General features: G+C 39.0%; 17 protein-coding genes and 2 pseudogenes. 2 read left to right on the forward strand and 17 right to left on the reverse strand.

Annotation, left to right across the window (positions count from 1 at the left end; all coding sequences use genetic code 11):
• Positions 1-137: 137 nt before the first annotated feature.
• On the reverse strand, positions 138-551 hold the full coding sequence (arr, locus tag JWR61_RS28340) for an NAD(+)--rifampin ADP-ribosyltransferase (protein WP_353960497.1): 414 nt from the start codon (positions 549-551) through the stop codon (positions 138-140).
• Positions 552-554: 3 nt separating this feature from the next.
• A pseudogene (locus JWR61_RS28345) lies at positions 555-881 on the reverse strand (rRNA adenine methyltransferase); the annotation flags it as partial.
• 509 nt (positions 882-1,390) lie between these two features.
• On the opposite strand from JWR61_RS28345, the gene JWR61_RS24855 reads away from it, so the two are divergent.
• Entirely contained in the window at positions 1,391-2,908 is a 1,518-nt protein-coding gene (locus JWR61_RS24855; RefSeq protein ID WP_301930369.1) for a glycoside hydrolase family 43 protein, read from the forward strand.
• 164 nt (positions 2,909-3,072) lie between these two features.
• Here the strand turns inward: JWR61_RS24855 and JWR61_RS24860 are convergent, their stop codons facing one another.
• The 15 genes from JWR61_RS24860 to JWR61_RS24930 form a co-directional block, all read right to left on the reverse strand.
• Positions 3,073-3,684, reverse strand: a complete 612-nt coding sequence (locus tag JWR61_RS24860) for a hypothetical protein (protein ID WP_301930370.1) — start codon at positions 3,682-3,684, stop codon at positions 3,073-3,075.
• 418 nt (positions 3,685-4,102) lie between these two features.
• Positions 4,103-4,585 carry a hypothetical protein gene (locus JWR61_RS24865; RefSeq protein ID WP_301930371.1) on the reverse strand — a complete coding sequence of 161 codons (483 nt, stop codon included), beginning with the start codon at positions 4,583-4,585 and terminating at the stop codon, positions 4,103-4,105.
• A 124-nt stretch (positions 4,586-4,709) separates the two neighbouring features.
• Entirely contained in the window at positions 4,710-5,969 is a 1,260-nt protein-coding gene (locus tag JWR61_RS24870; RefSeq protein ID WP_301930372.1) for a leucine-rich repeat domain-containing protein, read from the reverse strand.
• Positions 5,970-6,345: 376 nt separating this feature from the next.
• Complete coding sequence (locus tag JWR61_RS24875; RefSeq protein WP_301930373.1) at positions 6,346-6,729, reverse strand: hypothetical protein; 384 nt, start codon at positions 6,727-6,729, stop codon at positions 6,346-6,348.
• Positions 6,716-7,024 (reverse strand): hypothetical protein, encoded by a 309-nt coding sequence (locus tag JWR61_RS24880; protein WP_301930374.1) that lies wholly within the window; start codon positions 7,022-7,024, stop codon positions 6,716-6,718. Before JWR61_RS24880 ends, JWR61_RS24875 begins: the two co-directional genes overlap by 14 nt.
• 210 nt (positions 7,025-7,234) lie before the next feature.
• The gene (locus JWR61_RS24885; protein WP_301930375.1) at positions 7,235-7,621 is read right to left on the reverse strand and encodes a hypothetical protein; all 387 of its coding nucleotides are present in this window, start codon (positions 7,619-7,621) and stop codon (positions 7,235-7,237) included.
• Between the two features lie 38 nt (positions 7,622-7,659).
• Complete coding sequence (locus JWR61_RS24890) at positions 7,660-7,881, reverse strand: hypothetical protein (protein WP_301930376.1); 222 nt, start codon at positions 7,879-7,881, stop codon at positions 7,660-7,662.
• A gap of 400 nt (positions 7,882-8,281) precedes the next feature.
• Positions 8,282-9,316, reverse strand: a complete 1,035-nt coding sequence (locus tag JWR61_RS24895) for a DUF6531 domain-containing protein (protein WP_301930377.1) — start codon at positions 9,314-9,316, stop codon at positions 8,282-8,284.
• A gap of 9 nt (positions 9,317-9,325) precedes the next feature.
• On the reverse strand, positions 9,326-9,769 hold the full coding sequence (locus tag JWR61_RS24900) for a hypothetical protein (RefSeq protein WP_301930378.1): 444 nt from the start codon (positions 9,767-9,769) through the stop codon (positions 9,326-9,328).
• Complete coding sequence (locus JWR61_RS24905) at positions 9,750-10,337, reverse strand: hypothetical protein (RefSeq protein ID WP_301930379.1); 588 nt, start codon at positions 10,335-10,337, stop codon at positions 9,750-9,752. The genes JWR61_RS24900 and JWR61_RS24905 overlap by 20 nt, the downstream gene beginning before the upstream one ends.
• A 1,081-nt stretch (positions 10,338-11,418) precedes the next feature.
• The gene (locus tag JWR61_RS24910; RefSeq protein ID WP_301930380.1) at positions 11,419-11,730 is read right to left on the reverse strand and encodes a hypothetical protein; all 312 of its coding nucleotides are present in this window, start codon (positions 11,728-11,730) and stop codon (positions 11,419-11,421) included.
• 755 nt (positions 11,731-12,485) lie between these two features.
• Positions 12,486-12,659 carry a hypothetical protein gene (locus tag JWR61_RS24915; protein ID WP_301930381.1) on the reverse strand — a complete coding sequence of 58 codons (174 nt, stop codon included), beginning with the start codon at positions 12,657-12,659 and terminating at the stop codon, positions 12,486-12,488.
• Entirely contained in the window at positions 12,656-13,183 is a 528-nt protein-coding gene (locus JWR61_RS24920; RefSeq protein ID WP_301930382.1) for a hypothetical protein, read from the reverse strand. Before JWR61_RS24920 ends, JWR61_RS24915 begins: the two co-directional genes overlap by 4 nt.
• 138 nt (positions 13,184-13,321) lie before the next feature.
• Positions 13,322-13,618, reverse strand: a complete 297-nt coding sequence (locus JWR61_RS24925) for a polyhydroxyalkanoic acid system family protein (protein ID WP_301930383.1) — start codon at positions 13,616-13,618, stop codon at positions 13,322-13,324.
• Positions 13,619-13,650: 32 nt separating this feature from the next.
• Positions 13,651-15,084, reverse strand: a complete 1,434-nt coding sequence (locus JWR61_RS24930) for a hypothetical protein (protein WP_301930384.1) — start codon at positions 15,082-15,084, stop codon at positions 13,651-13,653.
• Between the two features lie 990 nt (positions 15,085-16,074).
• Between JWR61_RS24930 and JWR61_RS24935 the strand changes: the two are divergent.
• A pseudogene (locus tag JWR61_RS24935) lies at positions 16,075-16,298 on the forward strand (hypothetical protein); the annotation flags it as partial.

Consider the following 16,298-nt stretch of genomic DNA (forward strand, 5'->3'; position numbering starts at 1 on the left):
TTGTTTGTACTAAATTTGAGCGATGCTGGTCAAAACCAAAACTTAAGACTGGCTTTGCTTTTAGCTGATAATTGCTCGTGATGCACCAATATTATAAAACCCCATGTCAGCGGTTAGTTGTTGCAAGCCCTCCGGCATTAGTTAATTATTTCTCCTTTATTGTTTGCCAATTTTTCACGAAATCTTTTAAGTTCTTCGGGAGTTTGCCGAACCCAGTTTGTTACTTCTCCCACTATTTTCAATGGGGCTTCTGAGCGGTAGGAACGAGTTGGATTACCTGGAAATTTTTTATCTGTAAGGTTGGGATCATTTTCATAATCACCTGTTGGTTCAACAATATACACCCGTTCATTTCCATCGCCTTTTGCTAATGCAGCAGCAAGTCCCGCCCCATTTACCAGTGCTGTAAAATAAATATGATTCATTTTAATTTCGGATTTGTAATTAGAAATACCACCCGCCGTTAATAAATCGCCAACCAGCAAATCGGCTTTCGTACCATGATAAAACGGGCCTTTATCGGCAGGATTTGTCTGAAATAAAATTGCCAATTCTGCATTCTCTTTTGCCTTGTTATAGTCTTTTAAATCTTCATAGCATTTGGCAATATTTAAATAGAGTGCAGGAAATGCACTTTTAACAGAATCGCTATCTGCTTTTAAAGCAAACTGCAAAGTTGTTTCAAGCCATCTTAATTTGCCGGATACAGTTTTTTGTTGCCGGGCGATATAATGTGCAGCAAGAAACTTTTCAAAGTCATTTGCCGCTTCTTCCCAGGCCTGCTGAAATACGTTGATTGCCTCGTCATGCTTACCTTTTTCTTCCATATCCATCCCTTGAATACAGCGTTTAACAACATTGTTGAAGGGTGAGAATTCCATTTTCTGATTATTTTTTCTTTTTATTTTTTTCTATTTGTTCACCAATGGCCGGGGTTGCTCTTATCTGCCGCAATGGCTCGATAATAACCATGTTGTTTTCATCCGGCTTGTATAAATGCTGCCACTTACTGACGGTAATTGTTCAACAATAAAGAAAGTGGCTCCCATAATTTTGATAATTCAAATTTAGGAACTACAACCATCAACTCCTAATGTCTACCACTGCTATCTCCTGTTCGGGTGGTGAAAGTCGTATGGCTGCTGCTATTGAAATTGATTGGTAGTTGTCGGCATTTACTATGCAGCTATATTGGCTGCTCAATACTTGCTATTTGGGCCAATGCAGGCATTGCAAAGTAAGACTTGCCCGATAATTGATGTGCTGCTATTTCATCTTCCCCCTTGCGGCAACTCAACTCACTTTAGCAGAACGCTTGCCCCAAACTGTGTTGTCTAACTGTGTATCAATTCACTCTTCTATCTTTGGACGATAACTATAAATGCCTTCCATGACGAAACCAGTTGCTACCCTTTTCCTGTTTTGTTTGACCTTGCAATGCATTGTTTTTTTTACCCCGCTACAAGCGCAACAACGAGTTAAACCCGTTATTGCCGGGGATTTTGCTGATCCATCTATCATAAGGGTTGGCAGCACTTACTACGCTGTAGGCACTTCATCAGAATGGGCGCCACACTTCCCGGTTTACATATCAACTGATCTTAAAAATTGGAAACACCAGGGCTATATTTTTAACAAAGCACCCGAATGGACAGCAGGTTCTTTCTGGGCACCGGAATATTACAAGATCGGCAACACTTATTATCTGTATTACACCGCCCGGCGCAAAAAAGATAGTGTATCATACATCGGTGTGGCTACCTCCCGATATCCTGACAAGGGCTTTGTTGACCATGGAGTTATTGTAGACTTTGGCAAAGAAGCGATCGATGCATTCGTCTACAATGACATGGGGCAATTGTACATCACCTTTAAGGCTTATGGCCTGGATAACCGGCCTATTGAGTTATTGGGAAGCAAGCTTTCAAAAGATGGATTGAAGCTGGAGGGCAGCCCTTTTTCTTTGATGAAGGATGAGCCGCGTATGGGTATGGAAGGCCAGAGCATTCTCAAAAAAGGAGATTTGTATTACCTGTTCTATTCTGCAGGCAATTGCTGCGGAGCTACTTGCAGTTACAATGTACGTGTTGCCAGGTCAAAAAAATTTACAGGTCCTTATGAAAATTTTACCGGTAACCCTCTACTGCAGGGCGGTGGCGACTTTACATGCACCGGGCACGGTACTTTTGTAAACACAGCCGGCGGCAAATACTATTACCTGCACCATGCATACAGCAATAAAAACGGTGTGTTTACAGGCAGGCAGGGCATGCTTGCCGAACTGGTATGGCCCAACAATAATGGCTGGCCGGCATTTAAAGAAACGGAAACTGCACCAGCAGCGCCTGCCGCTATCAATGACCTTTTCAATAATAAACTGGCTGCCAAATACTGGCAATGGGATTTCCGCAATGCAATGCCTGTGGTGCAACAGCGCAATGGTTCCTTATTTTTATCCGGCACAGCCAGGGCAGATAATCAAACAGGCATAGTGCTAACTGTAAGGCCGGTATCCGATAGTTTTGACATCACCACCACCGTGGTAAATCATAACAATGTGCTGAAAGGGCTGGCTTTTTATGGTGATGCCAATGCAGCTGTCGGTGTTGGAACTATCGGCGGTAAAGTGGTGTTTTGGGAGGTGCGGAGTAATAAACGAAACATACTGGCAGAGGCTGCCATCAGCAGCACGTTACCGGTACAGCTTAAACTGACTATGAAGCCCGACGCGACTACACTTGTTTACTACAGGCAGGGCAAAGAGCAATGGAAGTTGTTGCCAACCGCCCAACCGGTATCGGTACAGTTTTTACCCCAATGGGACAGAAGTCCGCGGGCAGGGCTGCATTTTAAAGGTGGGCCAACCGAGCAGGCCCAGTTTTCGGAGTTCTCATTCAAAAGCTATTAATACCGCAACACTGATCACAGTTTATTTTTACCAACATTGCCGGGCAAGTATTTGCACATAGCCGGATCCGTTGTGCTTTGTTACATTTCGATTTATTTTTGGCTGACAATTATTGGCCAGGGTTCAGTAGTAAAACGTCCCCGCATCATGTCCCTGTGCGTTTCTCAAACGACCAGTTCTGTTTCAATAAGTTTTAAAATTTCAGTCATATTCTTTGCTTGCCAAAACTTGTCCTGGTATCCCTGCGGTTCCCAATAACTATAAAACCGGTATTGGTTTTTCGTTGCCACTTCAATACTGTATGTTGTGCCGTCACGCCCCGCACTATAGCCTTCTACATCATCCTGGTTGAGCAATGTCAGTATCCGTAAGTCCAATAACTTTTTTGAGAATGTTGGCCAACCGGATTTGGGTGAAACCTGCCTTATTTTTTTAGATAGAATAGTTTCCCCTTTGTCGTCCCTGTTAACCTGGAAATCATAAACAGCCGCTGTCCAGTTGGTGTCTTTGTTTGTGATGACTACCAGCTTTTGCTCTTTTGCCACTGGCGAGTTATACCAAACCCTGACCTGTAAATCGTGGAAGCCATTTTCAAGCCTGTCAAGACCTAACTCCTTTTGCCTGTCTTTTGCTAACAGATAAAAAATGTCAGCATGCCCGAAAACAGAGGCAGGTATTTCTGTTTTAAACGAGGATGTTGAATCGCCCTGATGATGGCTTTTACAGCCACCAACCAAAATAGCAATTGTAAATAAAATAAAATTAGCTTGACTCATAGCGGTAAATTTTATTGCGCATAGTACACAACGGGCAGGCCTTTGTGCAGGCAGTAAAATCGCAAAATTCCGGCTGCCATTATCACTGCCGGTTAACATTATTTGTTGAAGTTAGTAATTAAAGTTGAGCGTCACTCATCAAGCCTCAACCACTATTGAAATTACAGAAACACATTCTGTTGCTGTCCCATAATTTACATTTTTTGGCCTTTCGGTCCCGACGGTGTTTCATAGCTTAAGCAGCAACAAGCACTTGCTTTACGTGAAAACCCCAACGCCGGAAGCACTGCCTTTCAAAAGCGCTCATCCTCAATAGCGTGACCACAAACTGTTTGCAACTCTTTTCTGCTTCGTGTTTTCACCATCGCAGCATTATAATTATTATTTGCTTCTGTGAAAACGCCGCCGGACTCAAGACTCACAAGTTATTTACAACCTGGTTATCGGTTAGTATATTCTTCAATTTTGTTAAGTCGTCACCTGCGATATTATTGATGGGAATTGCATTTGCAATTTGCCGGGTTTGCCAAATCAGCAACCACTTGTTTGTTTTTGCAACTTTGTAAACCTTGTTCCATGAAAGTTCGCTTTTAAATGATTCTCCCGTTACGACTAAATCATTTTGCATGAAGTTGTATTCAATGCTTTCATTCATTCTTTTATTATTTCTATACCCCCTTTTGATACTAAAATAAAACACGGCAGGAAAAATCCCCAATATGATTATTGGAGGCAATACATTTGCTATAACCAACCCGCTTCTTACAATGCCGGAAATAATGTTCATTAAAATAACCACACAAGCAATGCCCAAAAAATTTCGCGTATAGGATCTGGCAAAAAGAATAGCAATGCTTGCGTTAATATAGTCTTTCTCAGATAGTTTCGTTTTTACAATCATTGTTTTGATGTTCTGTTAGCTAGTTAAAATTTTACGACTTTAGCACAAAGGCTTAGCATTGTTGAGCTTATTTCATTTCGTTCCATTGACACACTCCTTCGACTGCTGAAAAGAAATGACACTATTAAGGGCAGGTTGAAGCATCATAATCGTTATTGACAAGACCGTTAGCATTAAACAAGCGTACACTCAATGCAGCACCACGATCTATTTTTGCCTGTTTAATCCCTGGCGTGCATGCAAATGTGTCATACACCCGCAAGTCAATTAATTTAGGGTAGCTATTGGGAGCTGTACTAAACGTCAATGAAGACAGGGCATTCGAATAGCAGGAAAAAGCAACAAGCTGTGAAAGTTGTTGTACATCAAGACTGGTAAAGTTATTATTGATGCACATTAAAGTTTGCATTTTTGTAAAACTTGTTACATTAAGAGACGACAATGGGTTCGAGGAGCAATCTAAATATCCTAAATCCATTAAGCCAGAGAGGTCGATAAGAGATACCTGGTTGTTACTAAAAGTCAAAGACCTCAGCTTTGTTAAACCAGTTACATTGAGCGCAGTTAGTTGATTTGCATCGCAGAAAAGTGCGCTTAAATTATTCAACCCCTGCACATCCAAAGATGGTAGTTTATTATTACCACAGCCAAGCAAGAACAAGTTAGAAAGACCCGTAAGATTTAACGACCGTAGTTGATTGAATGAACAATCCAGCCATTTCAAGCTCGTCATTCCGCTGACATCAAGGCTGGTTAAAGTATTGGCCTGGCAATACAATGTGTCGATGTTTTTCAGATATTTAATTCCTTCCAGGCTTTGCAGCATCAGGTTCCCCAGCGACAAAGTACCTGAGCTTTGGGAAGTGGTAACATTGAGAATTTCGCCGGTAAAATGAAGTGTGCTTATTTTTTTTAATTCCGTTCTTAAATTGTTATCGGGAACGTTCGGGGCTACCTGAATTTTTATTTCTGGTGTTACTGCTGACGGGTTATTATTAGCCCCGCCTGGTACTGCTCCAGTTATTCTATAATTGCCTGGAACGGTAAAATTAATTTGGTTAGCTGAGATAGAATAGGATGACAAAGGCACTGCAGAACCATCCGAATTGACTATAGTGTACTCCAGTTTAGTATTATAATTTGCCGGGTTAGTAGTAACGCTAAAATTAACGGTTAGCGGCGTGCTAACATCAGGAATAAGACCTACAGAATAACCCTCAGTCTTACCATTAAAAGATTCTTTAAATAATTTTGTCTTTGTAGTATCAATACTAAATAAACTGATACCAACCTCATCCTTAGATACAGCAACGTCATTTTTTTTACCGCAGGAAACAAGCAGACCAGTAAACGCAAGCAATAAAGCCGGAACAAAAGTTTTCATATGTTTTGGTTTAATAAAAAGCAAGATAATGTAATTCAGTAAACGGCTCAATAAAAAAATTATTTCCCATTGGTGCAAACATCTCCTCAAACAGTTGAACGCTTGCATTTGACGCAAGGGTATAGCGTTGGCAATTTGCGCCGGCTATCCTTGTCCCGTTGCAGGCTCTGCAAAGTAACACTTCCCAATAATTAACAGGCTCACTCTTTTGTTTGCGCTGGTTTATGAATGCCGCAGTGGGTGCATTATTATTGTTAGCGCATTTGTTGTCTGGCACAAGGATAGCCAACGCTCCCGCCCCACCCTACACCCCTGCGCCAATGTAGAGGAGCATGAAACCCCGCCTATTGTAAATGTACTGTTATGCGTAGTTAATTTAATCATTCTTAATGTCAAGTATAGCACTAACTTCTCTCAAAATAAATTCTGCACAAGCTTCTTCTGCTGTCGCAAAAGATTTAAAGAAGTTTTCTTTTCCGTCTTTGTCTAATGAACCAACAGAATAATTGCCAGCGTTAAGTGATAAATAAAAACCCCTGGTTCGTTTGTCTTCCGACCAAATTTCCCACTTGTCAATTAAGTTCTTGTGTCGGTATAAATAGTCAACAATGTCTTGCTTTGTGATGTCATTATGAAAGTCTGCAAACTTCGATTCTTGTAACAGCGTGAAGGATGATTTGTCTGCAACTTTAAAGTCTAATGGCAGGCTGCAAATCTTTTCTATACTATCGTCTTTAGTTGCCATCTTAATTGTCGCCATAGCCGTTAAAATTCAATTCTATGTTTTCCCAAATCTTCATTACTGTCTGAGTATTCTTCGATGCCGATTCGTATGCAAGTTTTCCCTTAGAAGTCAATTCGTAGTTTTTTCCCCGTTTTATAACTAGTCCTTTTGTCGTAAGCCAGGCAATGGATGTCTGTAATTCTTTTTGAGTCGGAACAGCGTGATTAATTCCGTCTGCAACTGAGGAAATTCCGCTGATGTCTGTCGGCTTAGTGTTAGTCGCCAGAGCAGTCGCTAAAAAAATCCAGGATATTGTCTGTAAGTCTGTCATTTTAATTACGCATAACGTGAGTTCTTTGTTGGGGATTTATGTTACGTTAGATGGTACGCTAAATACCTGTCAGCTCTTTTTGTTGTCTGGCACAAGCATAGCCTGCTCACAATACCTTTGCTACCAAGCTTGCGCCAATGCCAAAGCCCGCTGATTTGGGAGAGTGCGCTTGGACCAAATGGGGGCAATCGTTTAGCGTTGGTACTTAAATTACGCAGCGTTATTCTTCTTCAGGATGCGATGAAAATCTTTGTTTCCAAACCACTCATCGTCCCCATCGTACGACTGTGCAAGAGCCCAGTTGGCAAATTGCTTTGCCTTCTCAATATTTTTATTTTCAAAGATGACTGTCAATGCCCATGCAAATCGTATGTCAGTCGTTGCGATAGCAACACCGGTTCTCTTTGTCCAGTTTGCGTGAAACTTATTCATTTCATTAACCTCAAATTGATCAAGAATATTCGGTGAAGATTTAAACATTTCAATTACCGGGAAGACTTTATTTTTAATTGTTTTTACAATTTTGGATAAAGTAGCAAGATTTGTATTTTCATCGTTAGCGTATTCCCATTTTGCACCTCTGGCATATCTTTTCAAACTAAATTTAAATTCATATTGGTAAATCTTGAGCTTGGTCAAGTCCCTTTTGCATAATAATCTTTGTCAATTTGTTTTGGGTGTATAGCAAACCCTGCCGAACAACTACCGCCCCATCTGCCTGGATCAATATAGACTGCAATTAAATAATCGCCGGTGTCTTGTAAATATTCAAACCCGGTTCCCTTAAAACCGTGAAGCCGCATTTCTTGTCCAAAAGGTTTTGCTATTTGCTTTTTAAAGTCTGCTGTAGTTATCATGGTGTTCATATAGTGCTGAATGCTGCCACTTAGTGATGGTAATAGTGCAAAAAATATACTTCATTCAATTCGGCGTACGAATTGCGATAACCATTGTATTGAAGTCGCTGGCTTTCACTTTTATTTGTAAGATAATTCATTTTCCTACAGGTCGGCGGGACACCTACCTTGGGGGTGGAAGGGTTCTCACCAACCGCGAAAGCGAATACCTGTTAGCTCTTTTTGTTGTCTGGCACAAGCATGGCCTACTCACAATACCTTTGCTACCAAGCTTGCGCCAAATGCAAGAGCTCACTGATTTGGAAGAGTGCGCTTGGACCAAATGGGGGGCTCACCAACCACGGAAGCAGACTTTACCATGATAATCAGCCAGTTTAATTTCTACTAATTTAGAGTAGTATTAATCATCAAAAATTGATGAATAACTGTCATAGGGCATCCCGGTTCCTTTAAATTTCATTTTCATGCTGCTCTTAAGATTTCCACTATCTGATTTGTCATTTTTTTTATAGTATGTAAGGAGCAAGTGATTATTTTCGTCTAACTTAAATCTAAATTCTTTATTTATCTTTTTAATCATTCTACCATTTGAGTCATATGTTCTTGCTTCCCTTAGAAAATGAAATTCAGGATCTCGTTTGTCCTCGTTATAAATATATTCCGTATAGCTACCACCCTTGCTCACTTCCTTTAATACCCGGTACTTGTCATCGTATGTTATATTCATGGTCTTTTCGTCAGCATATCGTATACCAGTCATTTTACCTTTATCATCGTACTGATATTGATATCGGTTGGAGCTAATATCTTCACTGCTATGTAAGAGATAGATTGATCCAACCGAGGTATATTTGTAAGTAGCTGTTCCGACGTTAGTACCCCTTACAGTTTCTACAAATCCTAATTCGTTATAGGAAAATAACAACTCATGCTGAAGATTATCACTTACGCGATCAATCTTATAATGGACATCATAAGATATCAAAATCATGGAATTGGTTGAGCTATTAATGATTTCTTTAAGATACCCCTGGTCATCAAAGTATTCGAAAGTACCTTCATGGGTGAGGCGCTTAAACCCGTCTTTTATTTTGGTTAAAACTTCATACCCATATTGTTCTGTCTCAAAAATAGTTCCTTCTGGAAAATTAGCACTTCCTTTAAAATAGGTCATGCTACCGCCGCCAAAATCCCGTACCAGTATTCGGTTATTCGCTAGCAGTTGAAGATGTGTTTCAAGATTAGAGGACCAGCCATGACCAAATAAACCACTATATTCACTTTGCGTATTGTACACACGCACCATTTTTAAATCAGGACTTTGATCAAATACTACGTCTGTGAATGTACTATAAAAATTTCCAGTACGCATATCCACATTCCCCTTGACCGATAACATGTAAAGAATGGCTATAATAATAAGGATGATTTTCATAAAAATGGTCTAAAATGAAACTGATTTTTCAATTGTACCTGCATTCTGGCCTAGTTTTTTGCCATTTTGGAGAACGCTGACCTCATGTTGTGTATTTTGAACTTTTGCTGTTAGTTTTTTATAAGCTTTATAAATGTCAATTGACCTGACATCAATAAGGATAATATTGTTAATCTGTGCACACGTTTTTCTTGCCTCATAAAACACACCTGGCTCATCTGGATAGCATTCTACTTCATCGCAACTACTCACATTTAAAGGATAAGAGTAGACATAATCATTAACCCTGACTTTATGCCCGTTTTTTTCTGTTATCACTATACGACAAAGAATAGAATCGCTATTATCACTTGAACAATAAAAACGCACACGGTTATTTTGCCCATTAACTTTTGCAAATCCTGTGGTAAAAAATAAGTAAATAATAATTTTTTTAAGCAGCTCGGGATACATGTGATTTAGTTTTTGGAGTGTCTGATTTTAGGTTTAAAACATAAATGAAAATGAGGCACATAATAACAAGAAAGGCTGTCGCATATACATACTCTTCATTTTGAATAAAAAAAGTGAATAAAGATGCTTTTCTTAAGACTACAACACTACCTTCATTTTCAGACAATGAGAGAAAAGGTATTTTAACTTGTCCTTTTATAGTAAAGCACAAATGGTATTCTTCTTTTGGATTAAAATTCGGTATTGTGTAGGTAGAGGTGAAAAGCGAAATATTGGGTTTTAATTGGAATTGGGCTGCAGGTGGAATTGCCTCAAGTCTACCATCAATAAAATGGCTCTTTTCATAGTCGTTTGGATCAAACTGTACGAGAAAGATAAGGTTTGAAAACTGTTTGTTGTTCGACAAATTAACCAAACGGTAATAAGCTAAAGTCGTGTCGGCATGTGTTTTTTTAACTAATTTATATTCGATAGTTGGTGAAGAAGTAACAGTGTTTGATAATTTCATAAATGCGCCCCCGGCCAGCGTGAAAAGCAAGGTCAAAAGAAATGGTAATTCTTTTAACATTAAAAAACTTTTCATTAGTCAAATGGTTGAATAGATATTAAATATATTATCTCACTAATATAAGAAATTATAGAGAAAAACAATAAAATAAAAATTGGGGTTTATAACCTTTTAAGCTTCTTTAATTAATTAACATTCTCTCTCTCTCTCTTCCCCCATTGGTGCAAGCATCTCTTCAAACAGTTGAACTCTTGCATTTGGCGCGAGGGTGTAGCGTTGGCAATTTGCGCCGGCTATCCTTGTGCCGTTGCAGGCGCTGCAAAGTAACACTTCCCAATAATTAACAGGCTTACTATTTTGTTTGCGCTGCTTTTATGATTGCCCCCCATTGGTGCAAGCATCTCTTCAAACAGTTGAACGCTTGCATTTAGCGCAAGGGTGTAGCGTTGGCAATGTGCGTCGGCTATCCTTGTGCCCCGATGGCTCTTCAAATTAACTTTTCGCTAACAAAACTCAGCCAATTTTATAATGCCATCATTTTTTGCAAAATGTTTTGCGCTGCTGTATACCCATTGTTCCGCTTCGTAAACAAACCCGCATACCACAGGATTACCTTTACAGCAACGTCTCTCTCAGTGCATTTGATGCATAGCCGAGGACGTTGCGCCGGCCTGAGTATTTTTCGTTGCTCCGTAGTACACAACGTCCCTGGCTAACACACTGGCTCGGGAGGAGACGTTGCTGGGAAGGTTTATTGTTAACGCATTTGTTGTTTGGCACAAGGATAGCAAACGTTTCTGCCCCCCCTACGCCACTCCGCCAACGCAGACTTCACTCCAGTAGAACGTTTGGACCAACAGGAGGTAGTATTAATACCTTTTGTGTCTGCCATATGTATTTGATGTTCTAGGATTCACATAATGACTACCACGATTATGAGAACCATATCCGCCTGAATAATGACCTCCGTGGCTTGTCGTGTGGTGTCCACCTCCATAATACGGGTGACGAGTTTGCCCAAAACTTATTGAAGTAATAAGTCCAAAAATAAAAATTAGAATTAAACTTTTCATATTGCCTTTATTTAATTTTGCTTACTCTATTCAGTTTTCGGCTTACCTGTTTATAATAGTCGTGAAATTTATTTCTCAATTTCCACAGGTATAGTTCCATGGGTGCTATGCCCTCCAACTTCTTCGATATTGATAGGAACCTTGCCTAAAGTATTTATTCCACCCACTTCTTCAATGTTTACATCCATTGTTGAGTTTATCACTTTAACATTTATTGAACCGTCTTCATTAAGAGGAACCGAAATGTATTTTCTTTCATTTAAAGATGGTTTGTCAGAGGCATATGATTTTGGTAGTAACCCTGAAATTGCTAATGTGATTAATACAAGACAGACAGCAATGATTGTGAGAACTCCATTTAAATATTTTATACTTTTCATTTTTGTAAGTTTAAATTTATTTTAGAATTTAGTTGAGGTCAAATTGCCCTTGTTTGTGCAATGCCCCCCATTGGTGCAAGCATCTCTTCAAACAGTTGAACGCTTGCATTTGGCGCAAGGGTGTAGCGTTGGCTATATGCGTCGGCTATCCTTGTTCCCCGAAGGCTCTTTAAACTAACTTTTCGCTAACAAAACTCAGACAATTTTATAATGCCATCATTTTTTGCAAAATGTTTTGCGCTGCTCTATACCCATTGTTCAGCTTCGTAAACAAACCCGCATACCACAGGATTTTGATGAATGTAAAATACGATTTCTGCAAACATTGCCCGGTCTACTATTTCAATTGGCTTGTTATGTTGCTGCCAGAATGTTACGTTAGATGGTACGCTAAATACTTGTTAGCTCTTTTTGTTGTCTGGCACAAGCATGGCCTACTCACAATACCTTTGCTACCAAGCTTGCGCCAATGCAAAAGCCCGCTGATTTGGAAGAGTGCGCTTGGACCAAATGGGGGATATGAAAATCGTCTTCCTCGTTGTACTCTTTTTATTTGTCATTTTTATGTCGTTCTGTTCATGGTGAAGTGTTTCTATAGGTTACGCCTAAGGTTCCAGGGCTTAGCGCAGTTGGGGACGGCTCAACGATATTACACCCACTATGGACGCAGAGAAACGAAGTTGAAAAAAGGAAACCGACGAACTCAATTCATCAGCTTCCATTTGATAAAACCAATCCTATGCTAGCATAAAATTTTAGTTGTCACTCTTGCTGATATCGCCAGACTTTTCCCCTTTCTCTATTCTGTCAGTAGGAAACCTAGGCATTTCGGGAATATCATTTAGCTCAACTCTCCCTGTTGGAAACTGTGGCACCACTGGCTTTTCAGGAGTTGGTGTTGTGCCTGAATTGTCATTGTCATTACTCATGCTGTTAAATATTTAAGTGTGATTATTAAAAATTCGAATCCAGTTAAAACTAAAGTTATTATAATAAAAGTTTTAGCTCTGTGCAGATCAAAACTCCGCTTGTCATTAAACACAATGTGGTCGTCAGTATATTGTGTCAGCTTATTAATAATAATTGCCTCAAAATTTAGTTTTTTTGTTTCGTCAACTTGAGCATTGTATTTTGGAATTTCAATGAGTTCAAAATTTCTAATTTCAGTTGTAAGCCCCAAGTTTCCATAACCAAATCCTTTGAACAAATTATTGTAAGAACGTATTAAATAAAATATACTAACTAAAAATGAAACCAGTAGTAATGTTAATAAAATGGATGAGCATACAACTATATATTTCTGTTGAATAGTTACCTCTTTGCCTATTAAATATGAATTCGCAGCGACCAAAATTGTCAAAATTGTGATGGGCAAATTAATTGCAGCATCCAAATCCTTGCGTCGATTTAGCTCTCTGTCATAAAGGCTTTTATAAAATTGATAACTGTCCATAAACGGTGCTTCTATTTCTGTTTGTAAAGGCTAACATTATCGCTATTGATGTATTTTTGCCCGTTCATTGTTTTAATCTGGCTAAAGTAGAATTAATGCTTTTTACCGTCCCTACCCTGCGCCAACGAGGCGAAGGGACTAACTTTTAAAGTGTTGAAATAATTTGCTTTCAATTTCTTTTTTAATTTTCGATTCAAATAATAGAAATATCCACGGTAATGAAATGTCGAGCAGTACTAAATTTCTATCCACTTTTATCTGCCCATATATTTTTTGCCCTTTAGCTATAATTTCATATTTACATAAATCTCCTTGCCAATTTTCAGTAAATTTTGAATATTGGCCTTTGTATTCTAATAAACTCTTGGCAATTAAATCCTTTGATTTTAATATTGCATTATCGAGTGTAAGAAAATGATTGTATTTTATTGTCATCACTATTTTTTTCTCTGTAATTCTATTATTACCTACTTCACTTCCTCGTCATCTAAAAAAGCTAAGCCTTCTGAAGCTTTCTTATCTTTTTCATGCAAAATTGATTTTGATTTTTTATCAATGGACTTTGTAAGTTTAGCAAACCCTGGAATTCTTGCAAGCTTATCTACAACATTAGCCAGTTTAACACTTTTATCTAAAGCATCCATTAGAGGATGATCAGATTTATTATAATCAGAAATTAGTTTGCCGGGATTTTCTGCGCTAACTTCTAAAATATTGTACAACAATTTATTTCTCAAATCATTTGAAATCTCTACATTTTCGATATTATTAATTTGCTTTGATAACCCTTCAAAAGTTTTACTAAGCACTTCTTTGTGAGCATATTCTTCACTTAATCTTTTGGACAAATTCATTTTTCTGTTTGCAGAATAGGCGACCCACAAAACTGGAATGTATAAGGGTAATATAGACAAGACAGCTCTAGGCATTCTATAAATAACCTCTTTTAGATCTTCTCCATGAAACAAGGAAAATATACTAATGGAAAAAGGAATTAGTGATATTGCTACCAAACCCCAAATGGCAGCATTGAAATTCTTGGAAATCCTTTTGCTTTCATCTATTTCTTCTTCCTTCTTTTTTGAATATGCATAACTTAGACCAGCGGTAAGTGCATTCGGCAAGAGTTCTTCAATTTTGTGTAAAACATCGCCAAATTCCTTTTTTCTATCTTCGATAGTATTTTTAAAAATAACTTCTTTTCTATTCTCAAAATCCAAATACTCTGATTCGATTCCGCTTTTCAATTCTGCAATATCTTTTGCGCTATTTGCAAAATCTGCTTTGAGTTTTATGTAAGTTTCTTCTAATTCAGCTTTTTTTCCTGGAACTACTACCGGTTTATCTTCGGCATCTTGTTCAGTATATCCAATGATATCAAAATAAAGTTTGTCAATCTCGTTTTTCCTCGCCAAGATGGATTTATTTAATGTCTCAATTTTTGCAGCACTTTCATTCCCGTTTTTGAAAATCGTCTCTAGTGCATTTATTTTCTCCATTAAAGAGTCTATACCTTCATAGGCTACTTCTATTTCTGAAATTTCTTCATCAATTGTAACTTTCCTTTTAGTTAAATCATCATAGGTGCTACTAAGCAAGTCAGAAACTTCCTTTGAGTGAATATTACTTTCTTGAATTTGTTTATGCAGCTCTATGGAACGGCTAGCAAGGTTAGAAACCTCATCTACATGTGCTCTAATTTCTCCTAAAGATTCGAACGCTGCATTTTTGGATTCTTCTGCCCTATTTCGATACTCGGAAGTTTTTTTTGAAGCCTGCATTGCTTCTTTTTCTAAATCAGAAGGGCGCTTATTAATTTCTTCCTCAAGGGAAAGAATCTTTGACCAAATTTTTCTTCTTTCTTCTTCTAAATATTCCAATTGTTTTTTTTCATCTCTCATCTTAAATGATTTTATCGGATTCAATTTGTGTAGTTCGAGAAAATTTATAAATAGACAATAAGACCTGTAATGTCACTAATCGTGAAAATTTATAAGAGGCGCTATACTTGTCGTTCCGTTGTATGGCAAGTCCGTGGCTAACGCATTGGCTCGGAAGAAGTCGTCGCTGGGAATGCACGAAAATTGAGCACGCAGGCCACAAACGGGCGGTGATATTCATCATCATGGAAAAGCTATTTAGGGTTAAAAATTAATCGCTGGGATATAAGAAGTAAGTGGTGAACAATGTACACTAAAAACCAACACCAAAATAAAACTTTACGTAAACGTGCCTTTTATTTTGGTAAACGCACAACCGCTATGATAAAAGCCCCTCAACGGTATGCCGTACAAGAGGGCGATGCAACGATGTTGCCCGATGCCTTTATGTTTGGACAATACTGTATTTAAAACTTCGGGATACGGCAAGGATGGCCGTTGTACTTCAGCCAACGTTCCGCGTATGCTATATGTGCTGTTCTTGCTGATTGTGGCGTTGCTTCTGCTTGTTGAAGATTTTCTTTTGCCGCTATTGACCTTTCGTGTGCTGCTACCAGGTAGGCTTCTGCTGCTTTTGCGGTTTCTTTTGCCGCTATTGCCCATCCCTTTGCTGCATGTAAGGCTGCTCTTGCTGCTATTGCGCCTGTTTGCGCTGCTATGATGGCTTTTTCGGAGCTACCGGGCTTACATCCGTTGCTAACCGGCTTTCGTTTACTGCTTTTGTGGCATCTTCCGGCGCTTTATTGGGGTTGTTTGTTGCATCGGGAACCGTTTTTTTTGTATTATGGTTTCAGCCTCAGCCTGTTAGCAAAAAACGGGGGTAAATAAGGGTAAGCGCCGCTTGCGGCAAGGGTAAAACGTTACTTTGTTGAACAGGCAGCCAATAATTATTACCCACGGCCAGTTAATACGGCAACCCACAATTTGTGGCAAACGTAAAATTCAATTATTATGAAGACTCAAAAAATCAACATGAGTTTTTCGGCGTACAGCGATGCCGGGTTTGAGCAAAAGGCACAGGCCATACTGAGCAGTATGACGAACAACCCGGCCTTTCCTAACCCGGTACCTACATTGCAGGAGGTAACCAATGCTGTGTCACAATACAGCGCCGACCTGGTGGCAGCAGCCTCACTTGACCGGACAGCCGTGGCCATGAAGAACAAAAGCCGCAC

The organism is Ferruginibacter sp. (assembly GCF_028288465.1).
Lineage (GTDB): Bacteria > Bacteroidota > Bacteroidia > Chitinophagales > Chitinophagaceae > Ferruginibacter.